13 protein-coding genes are annotated in these 19770 nt (G+C 43.2%); all 13 read left to right on the top strand.

The genetic code is table 11. From position 1 onward, the window contains the following. The first annotated feature begins 132 nt into the window (after positions 1-132). A complete protein-coding gene (locus AC1DOV_RS30120) occupies positions 133-3108 on the top strand; it encodes a LamG-like jellyroll fold domain-containing protein (RefSeq protein ID WP_477551821.1) in 2976 nt (991 codons plus the stop codon). Between the two features lie 63 nt (positions 3109-3171). Next, positions 3172-4803: an S-layer homology domain-containing protein gene (locus AC1DOV_RS30125; RefSeq protein ID WP_477551822.1), complete on the top strand. Its 1632-nt coding sequence runs from the start codon at positions 3172-3174 to the stop codon at positions 4801-4803. 603 nt (positions 4804-5406) lie between these two features. Beyond that, on the top strand, positions 5407-7548 hold the full coding sequence (locus AC1DOV_RS30130) for a helix-turn-helix domain-containing protein (RefSeq protein WP_477551823.1): 2142 nt from the start codon (positions 5407-5409) through the stop codon (positions 7546-7548). Between the two features lie 287 nt (positions 7549-7835). After that, on the top strand, positions 7836-8756 hold the full coding sequence (locus AC1DOV_RS30135; RefSeq protein WP_441884551.1) for an ABC transporter permease: 921 nt from the start codon (positions 7836-7838) through the stop codon (positions 8754-8756). 10 nt (positions 8757-8766) lie between these two features. Then, on the top strand, positions 8767-9627 hold the full coding sequence (locus AC1DOV_RS30140) for a carbohydrate ABC transporter permease (protein WP_441884553.1): 861 nt from the start codon (positions 8767-8769) through the stop codon (positions 9625-9627). A 57-nt stretch (positions 9628-9684) separates the two neighbouring features. After that, positions 9685-11307 carry an extracellular solute-binding protein gene (locus AC1DOV_RS30145; protein ID WP_477551824.1) on the top strand — a complete coding sequence of 541 codons (1623 nt, stop codon included), beginning with the start codon at positions 9685-9687 and terminating at the stop codon, positions 11305-11307. 126 nt (positions 11308-11433) lie between these two features. Next, positions 11434-13383, top strand: coding sequence for a heparinase II/III family protein (locus AC1DOV_RS30150; protein WP_477551825.1), 1950 nt, complete (start codon positions 11434-11436; stop codon positions 13381-13383). A gap of 47 nt (positions 13384-13430) precedes the next feature. Then, the gene (locus AC1DOV_RS30155) at positions 13431-14570 is read left to right on the top strand and encodes a glycoside hydrolase family 88 protein (RefSeq protein WP_477512068.1); all 1140 of its coding nucleotides are present in this window, start codon (positions 13431-13433) and stop codon (positions 14568-14570) included. A gap of 422 nt (positions 14571-14992) precedes the next feature. After that, the gene (locus AC1DOV_RS30160; RefSeq protein ID WP_477551826.1) at positions 14993-15388 is read left to right on the top strand and encodes a hypothetical protein; all 396 of its coding nucleotides are present in this window, start codon (positions 14993-14995) and stop codon (positions 15386-15388) included. A gap of 138 nt (positions 15389-15526) precedes the next feature. Continuing rightward, positions 15527-16015, top strand: coding sequence for a GNAT family N-acetyltransferase (locus AC1DOV_RS30165; protein ID WP_477512325.1), 489 nt, complete (start codon positions 15527-15529; stop codon positions 16013-16015). A gap of 374 nt (positions 16016-16389) precedes the next feature. Continuing rightward, on the top strand, positions 16390-17259 hold the full coding sequence (locus AC1DOV_RS30170) for an AraC family transcriptional regulator (RefSeq protein WP_477512329.1): 870 nt from the start codon (positions 16390-16392) through the stop codon (positions 17257-17259). 650 nt (positions 17260-17909) lie between these two features. Next, on the top strand, positions 17910-18806 hold the full coding sequence (locus tag AC1DOV_RS30175; RefSeq protein ID WP_477551827.1) for an RCC1 domain-containing protein: 897 nt from the start codon (positions 17910-17912) through the stop codon (positions 18804-18806). Positions 18807-19038: 232 nt separating this feature from the next. Next, positions 19039-19506 (top strand): YdcF family protein, encoded by a 468-nt coding sequence (locus AC1DOV_RS30180; RefSeq protein WP_477512323.1) that lies wholly within the window; start codon positions 19039-19041, stop codon positions 19504-19506. The last annotated feature ends 264 nt before the right edge of the window (positions 19507-19770 follow it).

The following is a 19770-nucleotide window of genomic DNA, read 5'->3' on the forward strand; positions in this document are numbered from 1 at the left end:
TGATTTGAGAGGGTGAGTTACGTATAAGGCAATGGTCAATACGATAAAGCAAGCAGACGATAACCTTACCTCAGGATGCGGATCGGTATTAATTTTATCTTTTTTAATCAAATGGCAGAAAGGGCGATAATTGTGAAAAAAAGAAAGTTATTCATTACATTGACGTTAGCCGTCATGATGGTTATGCAAGGCTTCATGACTCCGGCACAAGCTGAGGAGTCTGGCGACCCTTACGGATTGGTCTTTAATGCGGCGAAAAGCAACGCTGTAGAGCTTAATGAGAAGCTGAGTAATGTACCGTCCACCTTTGAGATGCGCGCTAAATTTGCAGTTAACCCCAATCAGCGTCAGGTTTTGTTCGGGAATTACAACGCGAATGCAGGCACTCAATTTAACCTTGAACTCAAAGCCGACAACCAATTCCGTTATTATGAACTATCCAATTCAAAGCTGATCGATAAATCGACCCAAGGCGCAAATATTGCGACGGGGAAATGGACGCATCTGGCGGTGACCAGAGACGTTGTGAATAAGAGAGTAACCGTAATCCAAGATGGAGCTGTTATTGCCACCTTTGAAAATCTGGATTTGGCTGCACAGGTCACTCCTCAGTACGTACACAGCATCGGAAAGGACACCAGGAATTCCATGCACATTAGAGCGGAGGTCGCAGAGGTTAGATTGTGGAGTGATGTCCGTACGTTGGATGAGATTAAAGATAATGTCAATATAGAAATCAAGGGCAGTGAAGAAGGTTTAATGCATGCTTGGTCACTGGACAGCTCTGTCCCTCTTACGAATATGGTAGTCGATAAAGCCGGTAAAATTAACGGTACAGCGCTTGGCTTCAAAAAAGCTTATGAGATCGAAACGCCTTACATAAGCGAATTTGAAGGAGCGGGCACCGATTTTACCAACGGACAATTGGAATTAATGACTGAGGAACGTCTATCGGGTGCCCCTCGTACGGTTGAAGCTTGGGTAAATGTGCCGGCCAATACACCAAAGGATCAACCAGTTGGAGTAGTTTTGGGGAATTACGAAGATCAATATTATAGTGATGTTTCCCGGTTTAACTTTGAGATTGGCAGCAACGGCAATCCGAAATTGTACTGGAGAGCCGATAAAAGCAGTGAAATCAATTACTATTCGGATATTAACGTAAATGTCGGCGATTGGGTTCATGTCGCTATGGTATTGGATGACAAAAACAATACAGCGAGTACTTATATCAATGGAGAAAAACTAGAAGAGGAGGTTTTGAAGGCGAAGATTCCGAACGACAGGACCGCACGCGAGCTGAAGATCGGTTCGGATTTTAGAGGATATGGCACAGACGGCAAGCCGCTGATGACATTCAAGGGTCAAATCGCCGATGTTCGTGTATGGTCCACTAGCCGAACGGACGAAGAGATAAAAACGAATTATAAGGTTTCATTGCAAGGAGATGAAGCGGGATTGATGGGGAACTGGAAGCTCAATCAAGCCGCTAATGGCGTGTATCCGGATGTCTCCGCCAATAAGAACGATGGGATCATCTACGATAATGAAACGACTAATTGGCTCGAGCCCGAATTTGCAGAAGGTGATTATACGATCGCTGTTATTCCTGACACCCAGTATATGACGAGATTGCATCCTGAAGAGATGAAGAAATATATGAAATGGATTAAGGATCATGCTGACGATATGAATATCAAGCTAGCGATAGGCGTGGGCGATATCGTAGATACGGCATCGAGCACAGCAGAATGGGCGGTCGCATCTGAAGCGTATTCGTATTTGGATGGCATAGTACCTTATGTGGCGCCACCAGGCAATCATGACGTGATTTTGAATAAAACGAATTTGACCCGCAATTACACGAATTACAACAACTACTTTCCGTACAGCAAATATTCCAAGTTATCCACCTTCGGAGGTGCTTTTCAAGAAGGCAAAATGGAGAATACGTACCATTACTTCGATATAGGCGGCGTGGAGTATATGGTCATTGCGATGGAGTTTGCTCCAAACGATGACGTATTGGCATGGGCGAATCAAATCGCGACTGAAAACCCAGATAAACGAATTATCGTCGAAACTCATAATTATGTGTATCACAACGGAGAGCTTATTAGCACCCGCCATATCGATTACCCGACCGCTTATATCAATGACGCAAATAACGGCGATGATATGTGGAATGAATTCGTAAGCAAACACGAAAACATTGTGCTGGTACTTTCGGGGCATATTGGCTATCCGGATCTTGTTGTGAGAGAGGATATCGGCGAACATGGCAATTCAGTCCAGCAAATGCTGGTGGATGCCCAATTCATGCAGCCGCGAGACTTAGGCATGCTTATGCTGATGACGTTCAAGGAAGGCAGCAACAATGTGAATGTGAATTGGTATTCCGTCAAAAATGACAAACTGTTCCGCGACAAAAACCAATTCGCTATGGATCTTAATTTGTATCCGGACGATGAACCGAATCCCGGCGAGAATGGGATGCAACTGAGTGCCGTGGATCAATCCGTTACGAAGGGTAGTATTTTCAAGGTACCTGTTAACGTAGAGCAGGCATCTGATCTCGTTGGTCTTGAAGGCGTCATTCGTTATGATGAAGAACTGCTGACACTAGAATCATTTGAGTTAACGAAGTTTAAGGAAACAAACGCTACCAATACAGCAACACCTGGTACAGTCAGCTTCGCAAGTGTATCTGATGCTGCACTTGGTACGGACGAGCCAACGGTGGTTGCCAACCTGGTATTCCGCGCCAAAGCGGATATTGCAAAGGATGAAACGACAGCGATTTCGTTCGAGCTTTTGCAGGCGATAACGATGAACGCCACAGGAGAGACGGCATATGCGCGGATCGGATCGAAGAATGCAGCGATTACCATTACAAATATGATGCTTGGCGACGTTAATGGAGACAACAAAATTGATGTAATGGATGCGACGGGAATTCTTAAACTAATTGTTATTGGTCCAAGTAAAGAGAATGCAGCTCAATATGCGGCTGCGGATGTGAATGGCGATAAGGAGGTTGATACGCTCGATGTTCTAGCACTATTGCAGATCATTGCGGACAAGCTAGCCGGACCGAATATTAAATAATAAACTATCGAGCGGGGAAGGCGACAGAACGCCTTCCCCCTTAATCAAGAAAGGACGATTCCTATGAAAATAAGGCATTTGTGGAAAGTGATAGGCTGTTTGCTCATCCTCTCGTTCTTGCTTAATAATGTTAGTTATGCCATTTCGTCGCCAACAGTTAATCCGGAGTTGGAAGTGAAGTCCGCACAAGCCTCGCCCGGAAAAAGCGCGACCGTGGACATCGTAATTCACCGATCGAAAGGGCTAAAGACGTTTGAATTTCAATTGAATTACGATCACACAGCCCTTGAATTGTCGGGAGGAGTGGTTAAGAAAGGGAAGGATGTTGCCGATTGGCTATACGAGTACCATGTGGATTCCGCAAGAGGAACGGTAAAAGTGGCTGCCGTCAACTCCGACGGATTTAAGACAAATGATACGGTGGTCGTGATGAGTTTGACGTTCAAGGCTATTGGAGAAGCAGGGGTTTCGGAGTTTGCCGTAATTGATTTAAAGGCGTATAAGGATTTGAATACATCGGCAGTTATGACAAGCAAGACGGGAGGCTTTGAGATCGTTTCTCCGCTGCAACCGACACCGAAGCCGGAATCGAGTCCATCCGCGAGTCCAAGTCCAACCCCAACTCAAGAATCGAATGGGCATGTAAGTGTACGGGTAGAGGACGAGTTTGTGAGGGGTAATATAAGAGACGGTCAATCTAAGAACGTAACGTTCACCATCGCTGCACCTAAGACTGCAAAAAGCGTCGAAGCCATTATTAGCGGTGAATCCGCAAAGCTTATCGCCCAAAGCGGTAAGAAGTTAGTCATTCAAACGTCTATCGGCGATCTAGAAATAAACGGCGAAACCATTGCGGAATTAGGTGGTGAAAACATCACAATCAGAATCGAGCATGAAGCACCAGTTGATGGAAAGCCGGCAAGAACGGTTGTAATTATCGTTGACGGTAAGAAAGTAACGAATTTTAGCAGCAATATTAAAGTAAGTGTTCCTTATGAGGTGAAAATGAATGAATCTAATGAGCGAATCATCGTCTATCGAATGAATGAGGGACAAAAAGTGATTGTTGCTCAAGCTATGGCGAATGACGGTAAGGTTGTATTTTTGACTCGGCAGGCTTCCACATTTGTTATTGCATACAACTCGAAGGTTTTTGCAGATATGAGGAAGCATTGGGCAACATACAGCGTGGATTTTGTGGCAGCGAGGGAGCTTTTTCAAGGGGTCTCGAGTAGTGTTTTTGCACCAAACGGCACAATGACCAGAGGCATGCTGGCAACAGTGCTAGGCAGGCTTAGTGGCGTGGCTATGGCTGCCTCTAAGACAACTTTCGATGATGTGGATGCTGACAAGTATTATGCTCCTTTTATTGCTTTTGCAAGTGATAATAGGATTGTAAACGGAATAGGAAATGGCAAGTTCGCTCCGGATAAAGATGTTACAAGAGAAGAAATGGCCCAAATGATCGCAAATTTCATGAACTATGCAGCCATATCGGTTACTGAAGCAGATGCAGTACTTCCTTTTGCAGATGAACAATTCATCTCAGGATGGGCTTTGCCTGCCATTCAACAATTGCAGCGTTATGGAATCATTAGTGGCAGACCAGGCAATCAATTTGATGCTAAAGGCAAGTTGACTAGAGCAGAAATAGCAAAAGTGATTTCGGTGCTGATCGAGCGGATTGTTCAATAAGAAATAAACCAGTGGCTATATGGGACCCTAGTTAAATCTAGGATATTTATAACATTCAGACTTTATATCCGACTCTAGATTCTCTTTCTGAGATACGGTGAAAGAGAAGGCTAGGGTCGTGAACAATACTGCTAAATTCATAAAAATATTTCTTTTCCTATATGATCTCATTCTACATGTAACTTTAAAGCTCATTAATTTCAGTACGATTATACATGTAACTCATATGAATATACATGGATGAGTACAATTATTTTCTCTACAATTAGACAATAGGTCATATAGAATGACTCAATTATAAAAAGCAGCTGTGGGTTAGAACCGCTTTGTGAGTTTTGGTGATAGACGGTATTTTCACATTCATATATAGTGTAAGTTATGATATTTTCGAAGAATGTAAGCGTATACGAGTAACCAATGAGGATATTTGCTTTCTTATTAGGTTATTTTCAGCTCAGAAGGAATTGCCAAGGGGAGATAAAATTGCTTAGAAAGTCTTTTTTTACAAAACTACTTATCGCTTATCTTATTATTGTATTCGCTTACACTATGATTGCGGTCTGCCTGTCTTTCTTTAAGGACAGCCAAAGAGTGCGATCGGAATTGAGTCAAAACCAGCAAAATTTCCTCATGCAATCTCGCGACAATATTGACACCAAACTCGGCGTTTCTTTCAACTTAATCGCGCAATTGAGATTAAATGAGCATGTTGTTAAATTCGCTGAAAAAGATCGTAATTACTATGAGATCACACAAACTTCTTATGCACTGCAAAATCATATAGACGCATTCTCTGAATTCGGCTATAGCATCGATCTAATGAAGACTAACGACGATTTGGTCATTACGCCACAAATTTCATCGGATAGAAGACGCTATATGGAAGATATGGGAATGACGAATGAGGATCTTGCACACTTAGGAACAGACAGCACGAGTCCAACCATAACACTATCGAGCAGCAAAAATATAATTTCGAAGAGCGATGAAAACGCATCGATAATAATCGTTAATCCGGAACGGGTAGGAATAGGAAATTCATTATTTTTTGTTGTCTCATTTTTTGAACAATTACTGCTACCGTCCCTATCACCTGATATGCAAGAAGCTTTTGCCATTATTGAGAATGGTCGATACGTTACGCTCAAATCAAGCTTTGACGATAAACGGGGGAAGCAATTGCTTGCCTATCCACTGCGAGAACTTGATGAACAGGCAACCGGGGATTATACGAAGCTATCCAATGATGAATTTGATTTTCATTTGATTCGCTCAAAAACGATGCCACAATGGACGTATATGTATGTTACACAGAACTACTCGTTGGTAGATTCCTTTTCACCGAATTTGAAAGGGGCTGTGCTTTTATTAGCCATTCTTATCTTTGTGGGACTAGCATTCGCCTATATGGTTTCCAAGCGCATGTACCGACCTGTCGGTCATCTCGTCGGATTGTTCAAAAGCTACGGGGAACCTACGGGAGCAGACGAATTCGCCTTCCTGAATGAGACGGTGACGAGTATAAGTAAGGCTAATGAACAGATGAAAACCGCGTTGCATGAGCACAGGCTTTCAATGAGAGACAAGTTCCTGCGGGATTTGCTCTATGGACTCGTTCCTCCTGACAAGGTGGATGATCTGCTAAATACACATCAACTGCAAAGCCTATCTACCGCTTTAAGTGTTTGCGTAGTTTCATTCTCGAACGATAAAGAATTGGAGGAGCAATATTCGAAAGACGCAATTCTTACGATAAAATCAAAGACTTCCTTGATCATTCATGAACAAATGAAAGTCCATTTCCCTTGCGAGCTGCTTGATCACGATTTCACCAAATTTGTCTTCATAATCAAGGATTCAGATACGGAATCCATTCAGAAGAAGCTCATGAAAGCGATGGCTCAAATCGAGGACGCACATGCGTACGGATTGACTGCAGCTGTTGGTAGGCCCGTAGCCTCTGCTGGCGAAATTGACCGCTCCTTTATCCAGGCGCTTGATACCCTGAAGAGGAAATCGGCAGTTGATAAGACTTCCGTCATTACTTATAAACAGCTCAGTCAAGTTCAGATGGTCAGCTATTATTATCCTATCGATACGGAGCGAGAGCTGATCAGCTATGTGATTCGGGGCAAGCGGGCAAATGCATTACATACACTAAACCTCCTTCTATCGGAAAATTTGGAGCAAAGACAGTTAACGCCGCAGCAGCTCGACCAGTTCTGTTTGCTTGTATTAGCTACTCTGAGTCGAATTATCCAGCAACTGAACATGTCCTTCGAAGAGTTTGTTCGAGCACACAAAGAATCTTTGGACATCGTTCAGAACGGCGAATCGAAGGAACGAATGGTTTCGGCCATCACGACCCTGTTTAGCGCCATGATTGATACGATTGATCAGCAGAATGAGATGATGGATAATAGCACGGTCCAACGTATGATCGAATATATACATGACAACTACAACAAGGATTTATCGCTTAGCATGATAGCGGAGGAGTTTAACTTCTCTCCTGGTTACGTCAGCATCGCGTTCAAAAATCATTCCGGCGAAAATTTTAAAGATTATTTAAATTTTTATCGCGTGCAGCAAGCGAAAGAAATGATGCGCCAGCAGAAAGATATTAAGATTGGCGATTTGGCACTGATGGTCGGTTGCAACAATACGAACACGTTTATTCGAATGTTCCGCAAGTATGAAGGTTTAGCTCCCGGCCAGTACGCAAAGAAGCTTAGCGAGAAGTAGTAAGGCTTCATACAATGAGAATCGTTGATTCATAAAAAGCCGCCTAGCCTAAGTGCCAGGCGGCTTTTGTATGTTCGACTGACACTTTCCTCAATGAAGGGAAATTGTTGATACATGAAATAATGCACATTATGGACTACGACATAAAAAGTTGATGCTAGATGAAATAATGGCGATAGACAGCGCTTTCATTCGTATCTATAGTTTGAATTGCAACGCTGACCTTTCAAATGGGAGCGCTCCTAAGGAAATCAGCTAAACATCATTGCGAGAGGAGAAGAGGATGCGTGCTGCTTAACTTTAAACAAATAAAAGCCAACCTGATCAGGGACCGTTATCTTTATCTGCTCCTGATACCGTTCCTGGCTTGGTATATCATTTTTGCGTATAAGCCGATGTATGGCTTGCAAATCGCCTTTAAGGATTTCAGTGTATATAAAGGAATCGAAGCGAGTCCTTGGGTTGGGTTTGAACATTTCGAGACGTTTTTTAAAAGTCCGTATTTTTGGCGGCTATTAAAAAACACCGTGTTGCTCAGTTTTTATCAATTGCTGTTCGCATTTCCTGTACCGATTATCCTCGCTTTGTTACTAAACGAATTGAAGAGCGGGATTTTCAAAGCAACGGTGCAGACTTTTACGTATTTGCCCCATTTTATTTCGGTCGTTGTCGTAGCTGGGATTGTTACCAACTTTTTGGCTCCTAGCAACGGTATTATCAATATCCTCATTGAGATGGTAGGGGGCGAAAAGCAATACTTTCTGACCAATCCCGATTATTTCCGTACGATTTTTATCGGGTCCATGGATATTTGGAAGGAAGCGGGATTTGGTACTATCATCTATTTAGCCGCTTTGTCTGGTGTCAATCCTGCCTTGTACGAAGCAGCGGTTATCGATGGAGCTAATAGATGGAAGCAAACATGGCATATCACGCTTCCCGCAATCATTCCGACGATCGCAATCATGCTTGTCATGAAGGTGGGTTCCATGCTGGAAGTTGGATATGAAGCGATCATTCTTCTATATCAGCCGGCCACCTATGAGGCGGCCGACGTTATTAACACCTACGTGTACCGGTCTGGTCTTCAGGATGCACGTTACGACCTGGCGACAGCGGTGGGACTGTTCAATGCCGTCGTTGGATTTATTCTCGTCGTATTTGCCAACAAGATGAGCAAGAAGTTAACGGAGACTGGATTATGGTAGGTGATGGAAGATGAAAAAAACCAGAGGCGAAAAGCTGTTTTATATTTTTAATTGTGTATTTCTTGGAATTATCGCTTTGCTTGCGTTGTACCCGTTTGTCTATGTCTTATCTGCATCCTTAAGCTCCTCCCAATCGGTCGTTACAGGCAAGGTGATCTTGCTGCCGCACGATATTAACTTTGACTCCTATGCAAAGGTACTATCGGAAAAGGGAATTTGGATTGCCTATTTAAACACGTTTTATTACACCATATTCGGTGTAATCGTCAATTTAATTCTCACCATTTGTGGTGCCTATGCCTTATCCAAGAAACGGGTTATGGGGCGTACGGCCATCAGCTTCTTTATCGCGCTGACGATGTGGTTCCAACCCGGCATGATTCCGACCTATCTTAATTTTCGAGATTTGAACATGCTCGACAGTAGATTTACGATTATTATCGGTTTCGCGATTACGACTTTCTATGTCTTCCTCATGAGAACGTTCTTCCAGACCATTCCGGAGGAACTCGAGGAGGCGGCTAAGGTTGATGGTGCAAATGATCTTACGATCTTATGGAAAGTGTATTTGCCGCTGTCCAAAGCTTCGCTTGTGACGATCGGATTGTTCTATGCGGTGCACCGTTGGAACGGTTATTTCTGGACGATGATCCTGCTGAGAGACGAGAACAAGGTACCGCTGCAAGTCCTGCTAAAGAAACTCATCGTAGAGATGAACGTGAGCGACGAGATGGGCAATATGGCGGTATATTCAAAGGAAACAATTATTTATGCAACGATCATCGTCTCCATTATTCCGATTGTTGCAGCCTATCCCTTCATTCAGAAATATTTTGTCAAAGGCACCATGATCGGCTCCGTCAAAGGCTAGTGGCTGCTTCAATCTTTTATTATGAAATCAAGAAACCAATATTGGGAGGTCATAAATATGGGTAACAAAAAAAGGATAAAAGCATCTGCATTAATCATGGTAACAGTCGGTATGCTGCTAGCGGGCTGTAGCAACAATAATGTGCCGCAAAATAGTGGAAGTCCTGCGAATAATTCAAAAGAAACGGATACAAAGCAGTTAACCGGGCAACTGATCGCAAAAGACCCGCTTGAGCTGACGATCCATATGCACTACTCAGATAAGTTTATTTTCGACGATAACTGGCCCATCTTCAAAGAAGCGGCAGCGATGACCAATATTAAGTTGAAAGGAACGGCATCTAAAGCTTCGACGAACAGTAAAGAACTGTTCAATACAATGATGGCTTCCGGGAAAATTCCTGATTTGGTTCATCATCAAATTAAGGAGCAGTACGACAGCCTTGGGGTTGAAGGAGCCTTTCTTGAGCTAGATGGACTGATTGAAGAACATGCCCCGAACATTAAAAAGTTCTTTTCCGAACATCCTGATGCAGCCAAATATATGAAAGCCAATAACGGCAAAACGTATTTCCTTAACTTTACTCCGGATGGACCGGCTGCCAGGGGTTGGTTTGTACGCCAGGATTGGCTGGAAAAACTGGGACTTGAGCAACCGAAAACGGTAGATGAGCTGTATGCACTATTGAAAGCATTCAAAGAAAAGGATCCGAACGGCAACGGAGCAAAGGATGAAATTCCATATTTCAGCAGGTCGAAGCTGGATGGAATTTACGACCTGCTGATCCAGTGGGGTGTGCAGGGCGGGGCCGATGCAGCCAAACGTGGTTTTTACGCGGACAACGGTGTCGTCAAGTACGGCATGTATGAGCCAAGATATAAGACGGCAATCGAGAATATTGCGAAGTGGTACAAGGAAGGCTTAATCGATAAAGAAATTTTCACCCGCGGAGCGAAAGCGCGTGACATTTTGCTCGGAGACAATGTCGGCGGCATGACGCACGATTGGTTCGCCAGCACGGCTAATTTCAATGATATTCTTGCGTCTAAGATTCCTAGCTTCTCCTTTGTTCCGATGACGCCACCAGTGAATACTGAGGGCAAAGTTGTCGAAGAGAGTTCCCGTAAAGGGACGCATGCGAGCGGATGGGGAATCTCAGCGAGTACCAAGCATCCCGTCGAAGCGATCAAATATATGGATTTCTGGTTCTCCGAGGAGGGTCGGAGACTGATGAACTTTGGCATCGAAGGAAAGGACTATGACCTCGTGGACGGCGAGCCGAAGTTTAAAGACTCCGTATTGAAAAATAAAGAAAAGACAGTTATTCAACAGCTTCAGGAAGAGGGAGCTCAGATCGAGCTGGCCTTCCATCAAGACTATGCTTACGAAGAACAATGGACAAACGCGACTGCGTTGAAAGGTATCAAGGAATACATTGACAATGGTTATATTATGCAGGCCTACCCGCCGATCTCTTATACGGATGAGGAACGGACCAAATTTGAGGACCTAAACGCGGGCGTATTGACCTACGTCGAGGAAAAGCTGCAGAGATGGGTGCTCGGCGTAGAACCGATCAACGATGAGACATTCAGCAAGTATATTAAGGAGTTGGAAGACTTAGGCATCAAGCAATTGCTTGAACTGGAACAAGGTGCATATGACCGTTACATGAAATAGTTGGAACCCCTCCCTCCGGAGTTGTGATCATTTCGGAGGGAGTATTCCTTCTGAATTGTACACGTTATCGAAAATGTGATCGAGAACATCGTAACGAAACAAAAATTATATGATGGAGATGAAGAAATGAATCTGCAATCATTGTTGATTGAGCCGATAAGTACAACAGAGCTGCTAGCTAACTTGCGTTCGCGGCTAGAGCCGATGGAAGATAAAGCCGCCTATATAGCAGCCCATATGCCTGATCATGTGCGCGAGACGATCGCGAATGCAGAACTCGCTTATCGAGGTATGATCATGCTTCCCGGTACGGGGGGAGTCAGGGAGTTTGTAGGGCACCCGCCTAACTGGCTGGAGCGCAGACATAATGATAATGAATATTTATGGCAGCTGAATCGCATGACACATTGGCAGGACTTGCTGGAAGCCTATTCTCTCACTAAGGATGTAAAGTACGGTGTTAAGGTCATCGACGAAATGATGGACTGGATCGAGTTCGTCACTATTCCCGAGGACTTACTCGATAAGCCGCTTGACTATTTTACGGAATGCCATCCGCTCAGGGTTTTGGAGATTGGTATTCGAGCCTACAAAATTTGGCCGCTTATCCTGGAGCATCTAGGTCATTCAGAGCTGTTTACGGAGGCAGTGTTGGAGCAGTATTTAACGGTCATTTACAAGCAAATAAAAGCTCTGCGCAACGTGTCGCCTCAGCTGTGGCCTAAAGCGGATCATAATCATTATTTAATGGAGTGTTTGGGTCTTCTGACGACGGCTCTTTATTTTCCCGAGCTGAAAGAAGCGGAAGAATGGAAGGCTTTTGCGATCGATGGCATCGAGAAGTGCAGCATAGCGCAGCTGACGGAGGACGGCGGTCAAATCGAGGGTTGCCCATCTTATCATAATGGCTGCATGTTCTGGTTCGGGCTGGCTGTGGTTCTGGCTAAACGTTTCCATTTTCAGTTCTCACCAGCGTACATGGAGCGGTTTAGAAAAAATTTGGATTACTCGATCTACTCGTTAAGACCAACCGGGAAATGTGTACCTGTCGGCGATTCCTATGCGAATCCCCTTGCTGTAATGTCCGGCGTCTATGGGTATTTTGCTTTGGAGGATGTATCCTGGCTCGGACTTGCAACGAATTTGATCGATGTGAACGAGGTGGTACGGGAAGCAAGCAAGCATGTATGGAGGGCGCTCGATGTCAGCAAATTCGTGGAAGAGCTGTATTCCCTGCAGGGCAGACAGTTTGTATTGGATAAACCGACGACGTTTTGGAATCGAACGTTGCATCAAGCGATTATCCGCAGTGGCTGGGATTCAAAGGCTCTCAGTTTTTTGTTTACATGTAAAAGCCCTGTTCAAAATGCCCATGCCCACATTGATTTGATGAGCTTTGATTTTACTGCGCTCGGAAAAGACATGATTTGTGATCCCGGATTTTTTTGTTATCGAGATGATGAGGACCGCAAACAGTTCAAGAGTTCAAATTATCACTCTACGCTGCTAATCGATGAGCGAGATCATTTTGAGTATATTCGCCCCTTTCAATACGGACCGCAAAAACCCGGCGGAATCTACAATGTGGAGGATAGAGGTTTCTACCGGCTCGCCAGCGCCTGCCATACAAACTACGAACCGGTGATTCATCACAGGCATATTTCACTAGTCGATAATCGGTTCGTTCTTATTGCGGACCTTGTAGAAGGGCTGAATAACCATAGCGTTCAGCGCTATTTCCATCTGGATTTTGTCGAGGTGAAGGAGAAACTGGGCGGCGTGATTGCGACGAGCGAAATTGCGAATCTGGTGATTGCAACAAGCCATATAGGGGAATTGGATTTTCTACAAGGAAGGTTGTCTGATGAGACCGATCTCTCAAGGCCTTCGACAAGGGTACGCTTCCAAGATAGATTCAGCGGTACAGTTACTTTCTTGACGGTGCTTATTCCTTTCCAAGGGGGGCAGCAGTCTGCTGTTCAGATTGTTGAAACAGCGGATGGTGTATTTAACTTCGAGCTTGGAGAGCGATACTTTGTTTCGATACACGAAAGAGATATGCACATATCCAAATAGGCTTGAAAAGGCGAAACCCTTAGAAAGATATGAATAGGAGTGAAAAGATGTTGAACCTACAGACTGACGATCAAATTTGGGTTGAAAATGTTATTTCCAAAATAACAGCCAAAATGGGCGCAGTAAGTGAAAGATCAAGCAGCAAAATTCCATATACCACAAGTAACGGTGAGCACGATAACCAGATCAAGAAAGATATCAACTGGTGGACGAATGGGTTCTGGGGCGGCATGATGTGGCTTATGTACCATGAAACCGGGGCTCAGAAGTACAAGGAAATCGCCAATTTCACGGAAGATGCTTTGGATGCTAGTCTCCATCAATTCTACGGTCTGCATCATGATGTCGGTTTTATGTGGCTGCCTACGAGTGTGGCCAATTATAAAGTTACCGGTAATCTGGAATCCCGCAAGAGGGCGCTGCATGCCGCCAACTTGCTTGCCGGACGATTAAACTTGGTGGGCGGGTTTATCCGCGCTTGGAACGATGATACAACCAGCGAAGATACGAGAGGGTGGGCGATCGTGGATTGCATGATGAATCTTCCTCTTCTGTATTGGGCGAGCGAAGAGACCAAAGATCCGCGATATGCGCAAATCGCGATGAAGCATGCGGACACCGCTCTCGATGCTTTTATTAGGCCGGACGGTTCCGTGAATCATATCGTGGAGTTCGACCCATTCAAGGGAAGCGTTGTCCGAACTTATGGCGGTCAAGGATTCGAGGAAGGCTCGTCGTGGACGCGTGGGCAGACGTGGGCTTTGTACGGCTTTATGATCAGTTATAAGCATACAGGGAAGCAGGAGTATTTGCAGGCAGCCAAACGCGTGGCGCATTATTTTATGGCGAATATTCCGGATAACGGCATTATTCCGATCGATTTCCGTCAACCGAACGAGCCCGCTTACGAAGATTCCACGGCAGCGGCGATCGCGGCTTGCGGACTGATCGAAATCGCCAAAGCGGTTGGCGAGTATGAGAAGGAAGTCTATCTGAATGCCGCACTGAAGCTGTTGAAAACGCTGGACGTTTCTCGCTGCGACTGGACGACGGATTCCGATCATCTGTTGATCAATGGTTCAGCAGCGTATCATCATCAAGACATTCATATTTCAATCATTTATGGCGACTATTATTTCATGGAAGCTGTTTTCAAGCTAAAAGGGAACGAGTTGTTCTTGTGGTAGTAAAACGATGAGTACCAACGAGCATATCATAGCGGTGGAGATACTTAAGGGTAAGTGCAATTAGAAGATATTTTATTTGGGAGAACCTCTCTGCAGGGTGCTGCGGGGAGGTTTTTTCTTTTGCCTGCTGAAGTTGTTAAACTAATGGGCAGTTTAGCGTGGAAATGACCAAGTCGAAAACATGAAATAGAACACCTGAAAGTTACACTTTTTGGATAAAAGTAAATGAAATATAATGTCCTAGCAGCCTTCTAAATGAAGTAAATGCAGAAATAAGGAGACAGGTGCTTTAACGGTGTTTTTAAAATATTTATGGAGAGCGTTTTTGATGGCAATCTTCTTTGGAGATGTTTTGCTTGTGTACTCCTTTTTCAGCATACGAAGATAAACAATATCTTAATGACGGTGGGATGGTGCATTAAATGGTAGATAGAAAAGAAGAACGAAAAAGAACTTTTCGTGCTTTGGCTATAGTCCTGTGTATCATAACCATACCAATTGCTATTTTGTACTACGGTTATTTCCAATTTGTTTATGCAGAAAAATTAATTCTCACTCAAAACTCCCCTAACAAAAAAAACCAAGTTGAAATTAGGGTTCGAGGACAGAATGCTTTTTTTTCGAATGCACCGATACGAATTTACTATGGAAAAATTGGACATCTACGAACTTTTATCGAAGAAAGAATTAATAATGATGGCAAGACACTTTTGGCCGAAAATTTCGAGTTTACATGGATAAAAGAAGGCGTCGTTGCAATTATTCTTAAAGGAGAAGAGCAAGATGATAAAACATTAGAAATTACTTTTCCTAATTGACTTATTTGTGATGAGAAATTCAACATTTTTTCAAAATACTCAGAATATCGCTTGAGCTAACGGCCCGGATACTTGAATTTGAATCATTTGGCGAATAATATTAGAATTAAAATTACTTAGATACTGGAGAATGTAACAATGCAAATTCGTGCAATTGAAGAAAAGGACAATCAAACAATAGAGCGAATTATTAGACGCTCATTGGAATCATTTAACCTAAACATTCCTGGAACAGCATATTTTGACCCTCAACTCAGCAATCTGGCACAATATTACAAGGAACAACCAAATTCAAAGTACTGGGTTGTAGTGAATGAACAAAACGAAGTGGTAGGCGGTGTGGGGATTGCACCTTTTGGGCAGAAACCGGGAATTTGTGAGTTGCAAAAGCTATACATTACACCGGAAGCTCAGGGTATGGGTCTGTCAAGTGATCTTATGAAAGTAGCACTCGACTTCGCCAAGGAATACTATACACATTGTTATTTAGAAACATTGAAGAAACTTCAAGCAGCAAATCTCCTCTACATCAAATTAGGTTTCCAACAACTTGAAAAACCATTAGATGGTTCAGAGCATAATGCTACAGACGCTTGGTTTATAAAAGAGTTATCGATTTTGGATTAGTGCATTATCCCGAAGGTGATGTTAGCACATGGCTGGAGATTTTTGGGACGATAGTTCAATTAACTTTCAGATTTAATTAATTTAAAATAAAAAAAGTGATTCAGCTATTGGAACACGTTAGCGTGAAAACAATGAGTAGTCTGCCGCAGCAGCTGCTCATTGTTTTTTCTGTTACTCTACGGTTGTTTTTCATGTAGTCAATCCTATGGATTTGCCTTCTAATTTCAACGAGACAACAAAGGAGCACGGGGCCTTCCTACTAGACTTGTCTTCTGTTCACTGAGCTGAGAAAGAACCTACAGTATTGTGCAGTAAATGTCGGGAAGGGAATTACCTTCTCTGCTATGCTTTGAGTAACGAGGGGAGGCGATATTATGGATGTGCTGGCGAAACTGAACAAAGCTTTAAGCTATATTGAGGAGAATCTTACTGATCATGTGGACTATCAGGAGGCAGCGAAAATTGCCTGCTGTTCAGAATATCATTTTACACGAATGTTCTCATTCCTTGCAGGCATTACACTGTCGGAATACATCCGCCGAAGACGCCTAACTTTGGCAGCACTCGAGCTAAGCCACAGTGACATCAAGATCATCGATGCTGCGATAAAATACGGATATACCTCGCCGGATTCCTTTGCTAGGGCTTTCCAAAGCATGCATGGGATTAATCCCTCGGAAGCCCGAATCCATGGACAGTCCCTCAAAGCCTTCCCTCGGATGACGTTTCAACTGACTATCAAAGGAGGAAGTGAAATGAACTACCGAATTGAAGACAAAGAGGCTTTTCGCATCGTGGGAATCAAAAAAAGAGTGCCAATCGTATTTCAAGGGGTGAACCCGGAGATTGCATCGATGTTTGAAGGACTCACTCCAGAAATGATTGATAAGATTAAGAGTTATTCGAATGTTCAACCTTCAGGACTAATCAGTGCTTCCACGAATTTTAGTGAAGAGCGGTTTGAGGAGAAAGGAGAGCTCGATCATTACATTGGGGCGGCCACAACGAAAGATGGGGATGGCTTCGCCCAGTTGGAGGTGCAAGCCTCTACATGGGCTGTATTCACAGCCGTCGGCCCTTTTCCAAGTACGCTTCAAGAGATCTGGGGGCGCATTTATTCCGAATGGTTTCCATCCGCGGAATATGAGCTAAACAATGGGCCGGAAATGCTCTGGAATGAGCATAAAGATGTAGCATCACCGCAATTTAAAAGCGAAATATGGATACCCATCATAAAGAAGTAAGCGGCGGGAGCGTTTAATGAAGCAACAGAGAACTATAGTTAAATGATAGACAGTGATGGGCAGGTACTTCGGTAGCCTGCTCATTTCATTATTCTAACGGGAAAGATAGTGGAATTATTCCTTGGGGCAAACGTAAGATATGAATATCAATTTTGTGAAAAAAAGGGGTGATTTGGTGGTTATATTAGGAATTTTTGCAATTGTATTTTCGATTTTCTTCATATTTTTATTAATTTTTGGACTTATACAGTGCAGGAAAAATAACTTCATTGCAGGCTTTTACTTCTTTCTTATTATTTTAATATTGAAGATCTATGATTTTATTGCACCTTTTACAATAAGTCGACTCATTAATTCTTATGATGCGAACCGTACTACATTACCGCTTGGAATGACATTTGGAGAGATGATCACAATACTGAATATCATCCCTAGAATCATAGAAGTTGTTGCTTTTATCTTTCTAGTTGTCGGACTGTATCGAGTGTGGAGATCTAAGACACTAAAGCTATGAAACTGAGATAAGTGATTGTGCTAACGGGGAGGATCGTTTATTGAATGTGCGGAATACTTATAATGTTAGGTGTTTATGCAGTTCGCAAGAAGCATGATCTGATCAAAAAATAAGTTTTGTTTCAAGGAGGAAAAACATGGATTACACTTCACCATTTGAAGCGGCGTTAAAGGTGAAACGATGGCCTAAAGCTACAATAGCGACGGGTCGTCGACATACCGTTGGTCTCAAATCGGACGGAACGGTGACGGCAGAGGGTGATAATAAATATGGCCAATGTGAGGTGAGCGGCTGGAGCGATATTGTGGCGATTGCGGCAGGTAATGTTCATATGGCGACGAACACGGGTAATTCTCATACAATCGGGCTTAAATCTGATGGCACGGTGGTTGCTGTGGGTTGGAATAAGCATGACCAATGCAATGTAGATGACTGGAGCGATATTGTAGCGGTTGCGGCGGGATGGCGTCGTAGCGTGGGGCTTAAATCTGATGGCACGGTGGTGGCTGTGGGCCGAAATAATGAAGGCCAATGCAATGTAAGCGGCTGGAGTGATATGGTGGGAGTATCAGCTGGTGACTGGCATACCGTCGGGCTTAAATCGGACGGCTCGGTGATGATTGTGGGTAATAATCAGTATGGCCAATGTAATGTAAGCGACTGGCACGACATAGTGGCGGCAGCGGCAGGTTACCTTCATACCGTCGGGCTTAAATCTGACGGAACGGTGATGGCTGTGGGTTTGAATAAGCATGACCAATGCAATGTAAGCAGCTGGAGCAGTATTGTGGCGATAGCAGCGGGAAGTAATCATACAATCGGGCTTAAATCTAACGGCACGGTGGTCGCTCTGGGTAGGAATGAACATGGCCAATGCAATGTAAGTGGCTGGCGCGATATAGTGGCGGTAGCGGCGGGCTGCGCTCATACGCTCGGTCTTAAATCGGACGGCACGGTGGTTGCTGCAGGTGATAATGAATTTGCCCAATGCGATGTAAGCAGCTGGCGTGGCATTCAACTGCCGGGCAATTAGTTTCAATTTTGATAATACATATAAAGTTTTAAGTCGGTGGGACGTCTGCGTGGAATGTTTCATGCACCCTTGTGTGATAAAATTAGGGTATGATTATGGAGAAATATGAGAGAATGCAGGTGAGAGATTGAAATATATTTTCATTAAACGATTTGGAATATTAGTAGCAAGTCTTTGCATCTGGTTTATCATTCACACTACTTTCGTGATAATAGATGGGTTGAATGATAAATTGAAACCAGTTGAGGCAGCTGTAGTATTAGGAAATAAAGTAGAAGTTAATGGACAGCCTTCTGAGCGGTTAAAAGCAAGATTAGATAAGTCCGTAGAGCTTTATAAAGGGGGCTACTTTACTTTTATTATTGTAAGTGGCGGTATTGGTAAGGAAGGTTTCGATGAAGCAAAGGTTATGAAATCATACTTAATAGATAAAGGATTACCGGAAGATAAAATTATAGAGGATAATAATGGGTACAACTCATATATGACCGCCCAAAATACCAGCAAGATAATGGATGAATTAGATTTAGAGTCTGTGATGGTTATTACTCAATACTTTCATATATCTAGAACAAAATTAGCGTTTAGAAAAATGGATATTAAAGAAGTGTACTCAGCTCATGCCAAAGTCTTTGAGTTTAGAGATATTTACTCCTTAATACGAGAATTCCCAGCATATTATAAGTATCTCTTAAAATAATGAAATAAATAAAATGATAACCTTACCTGCATACAAGTAGGACGGAATCAGCTTCACATCTCGATAACTAACGGGCAGATTAACGCTATAAGCCTCTTAGGATTAGTAAGCTTAAATAAAAGAAGTATTCTCATGAATTCTCTAAAGTAAATAAATACAAATTCCACATCAGTTAATCCATTTTCTATACATCTTTTTAATAGTATATTGAGGTAAATAAAGTGATTATTCACTTTGATAAATCCGAAATTGTTTTGTCGTTAT

Source organism: Paenibacillus sp. 01T47 (assembly GCF_056398245.1).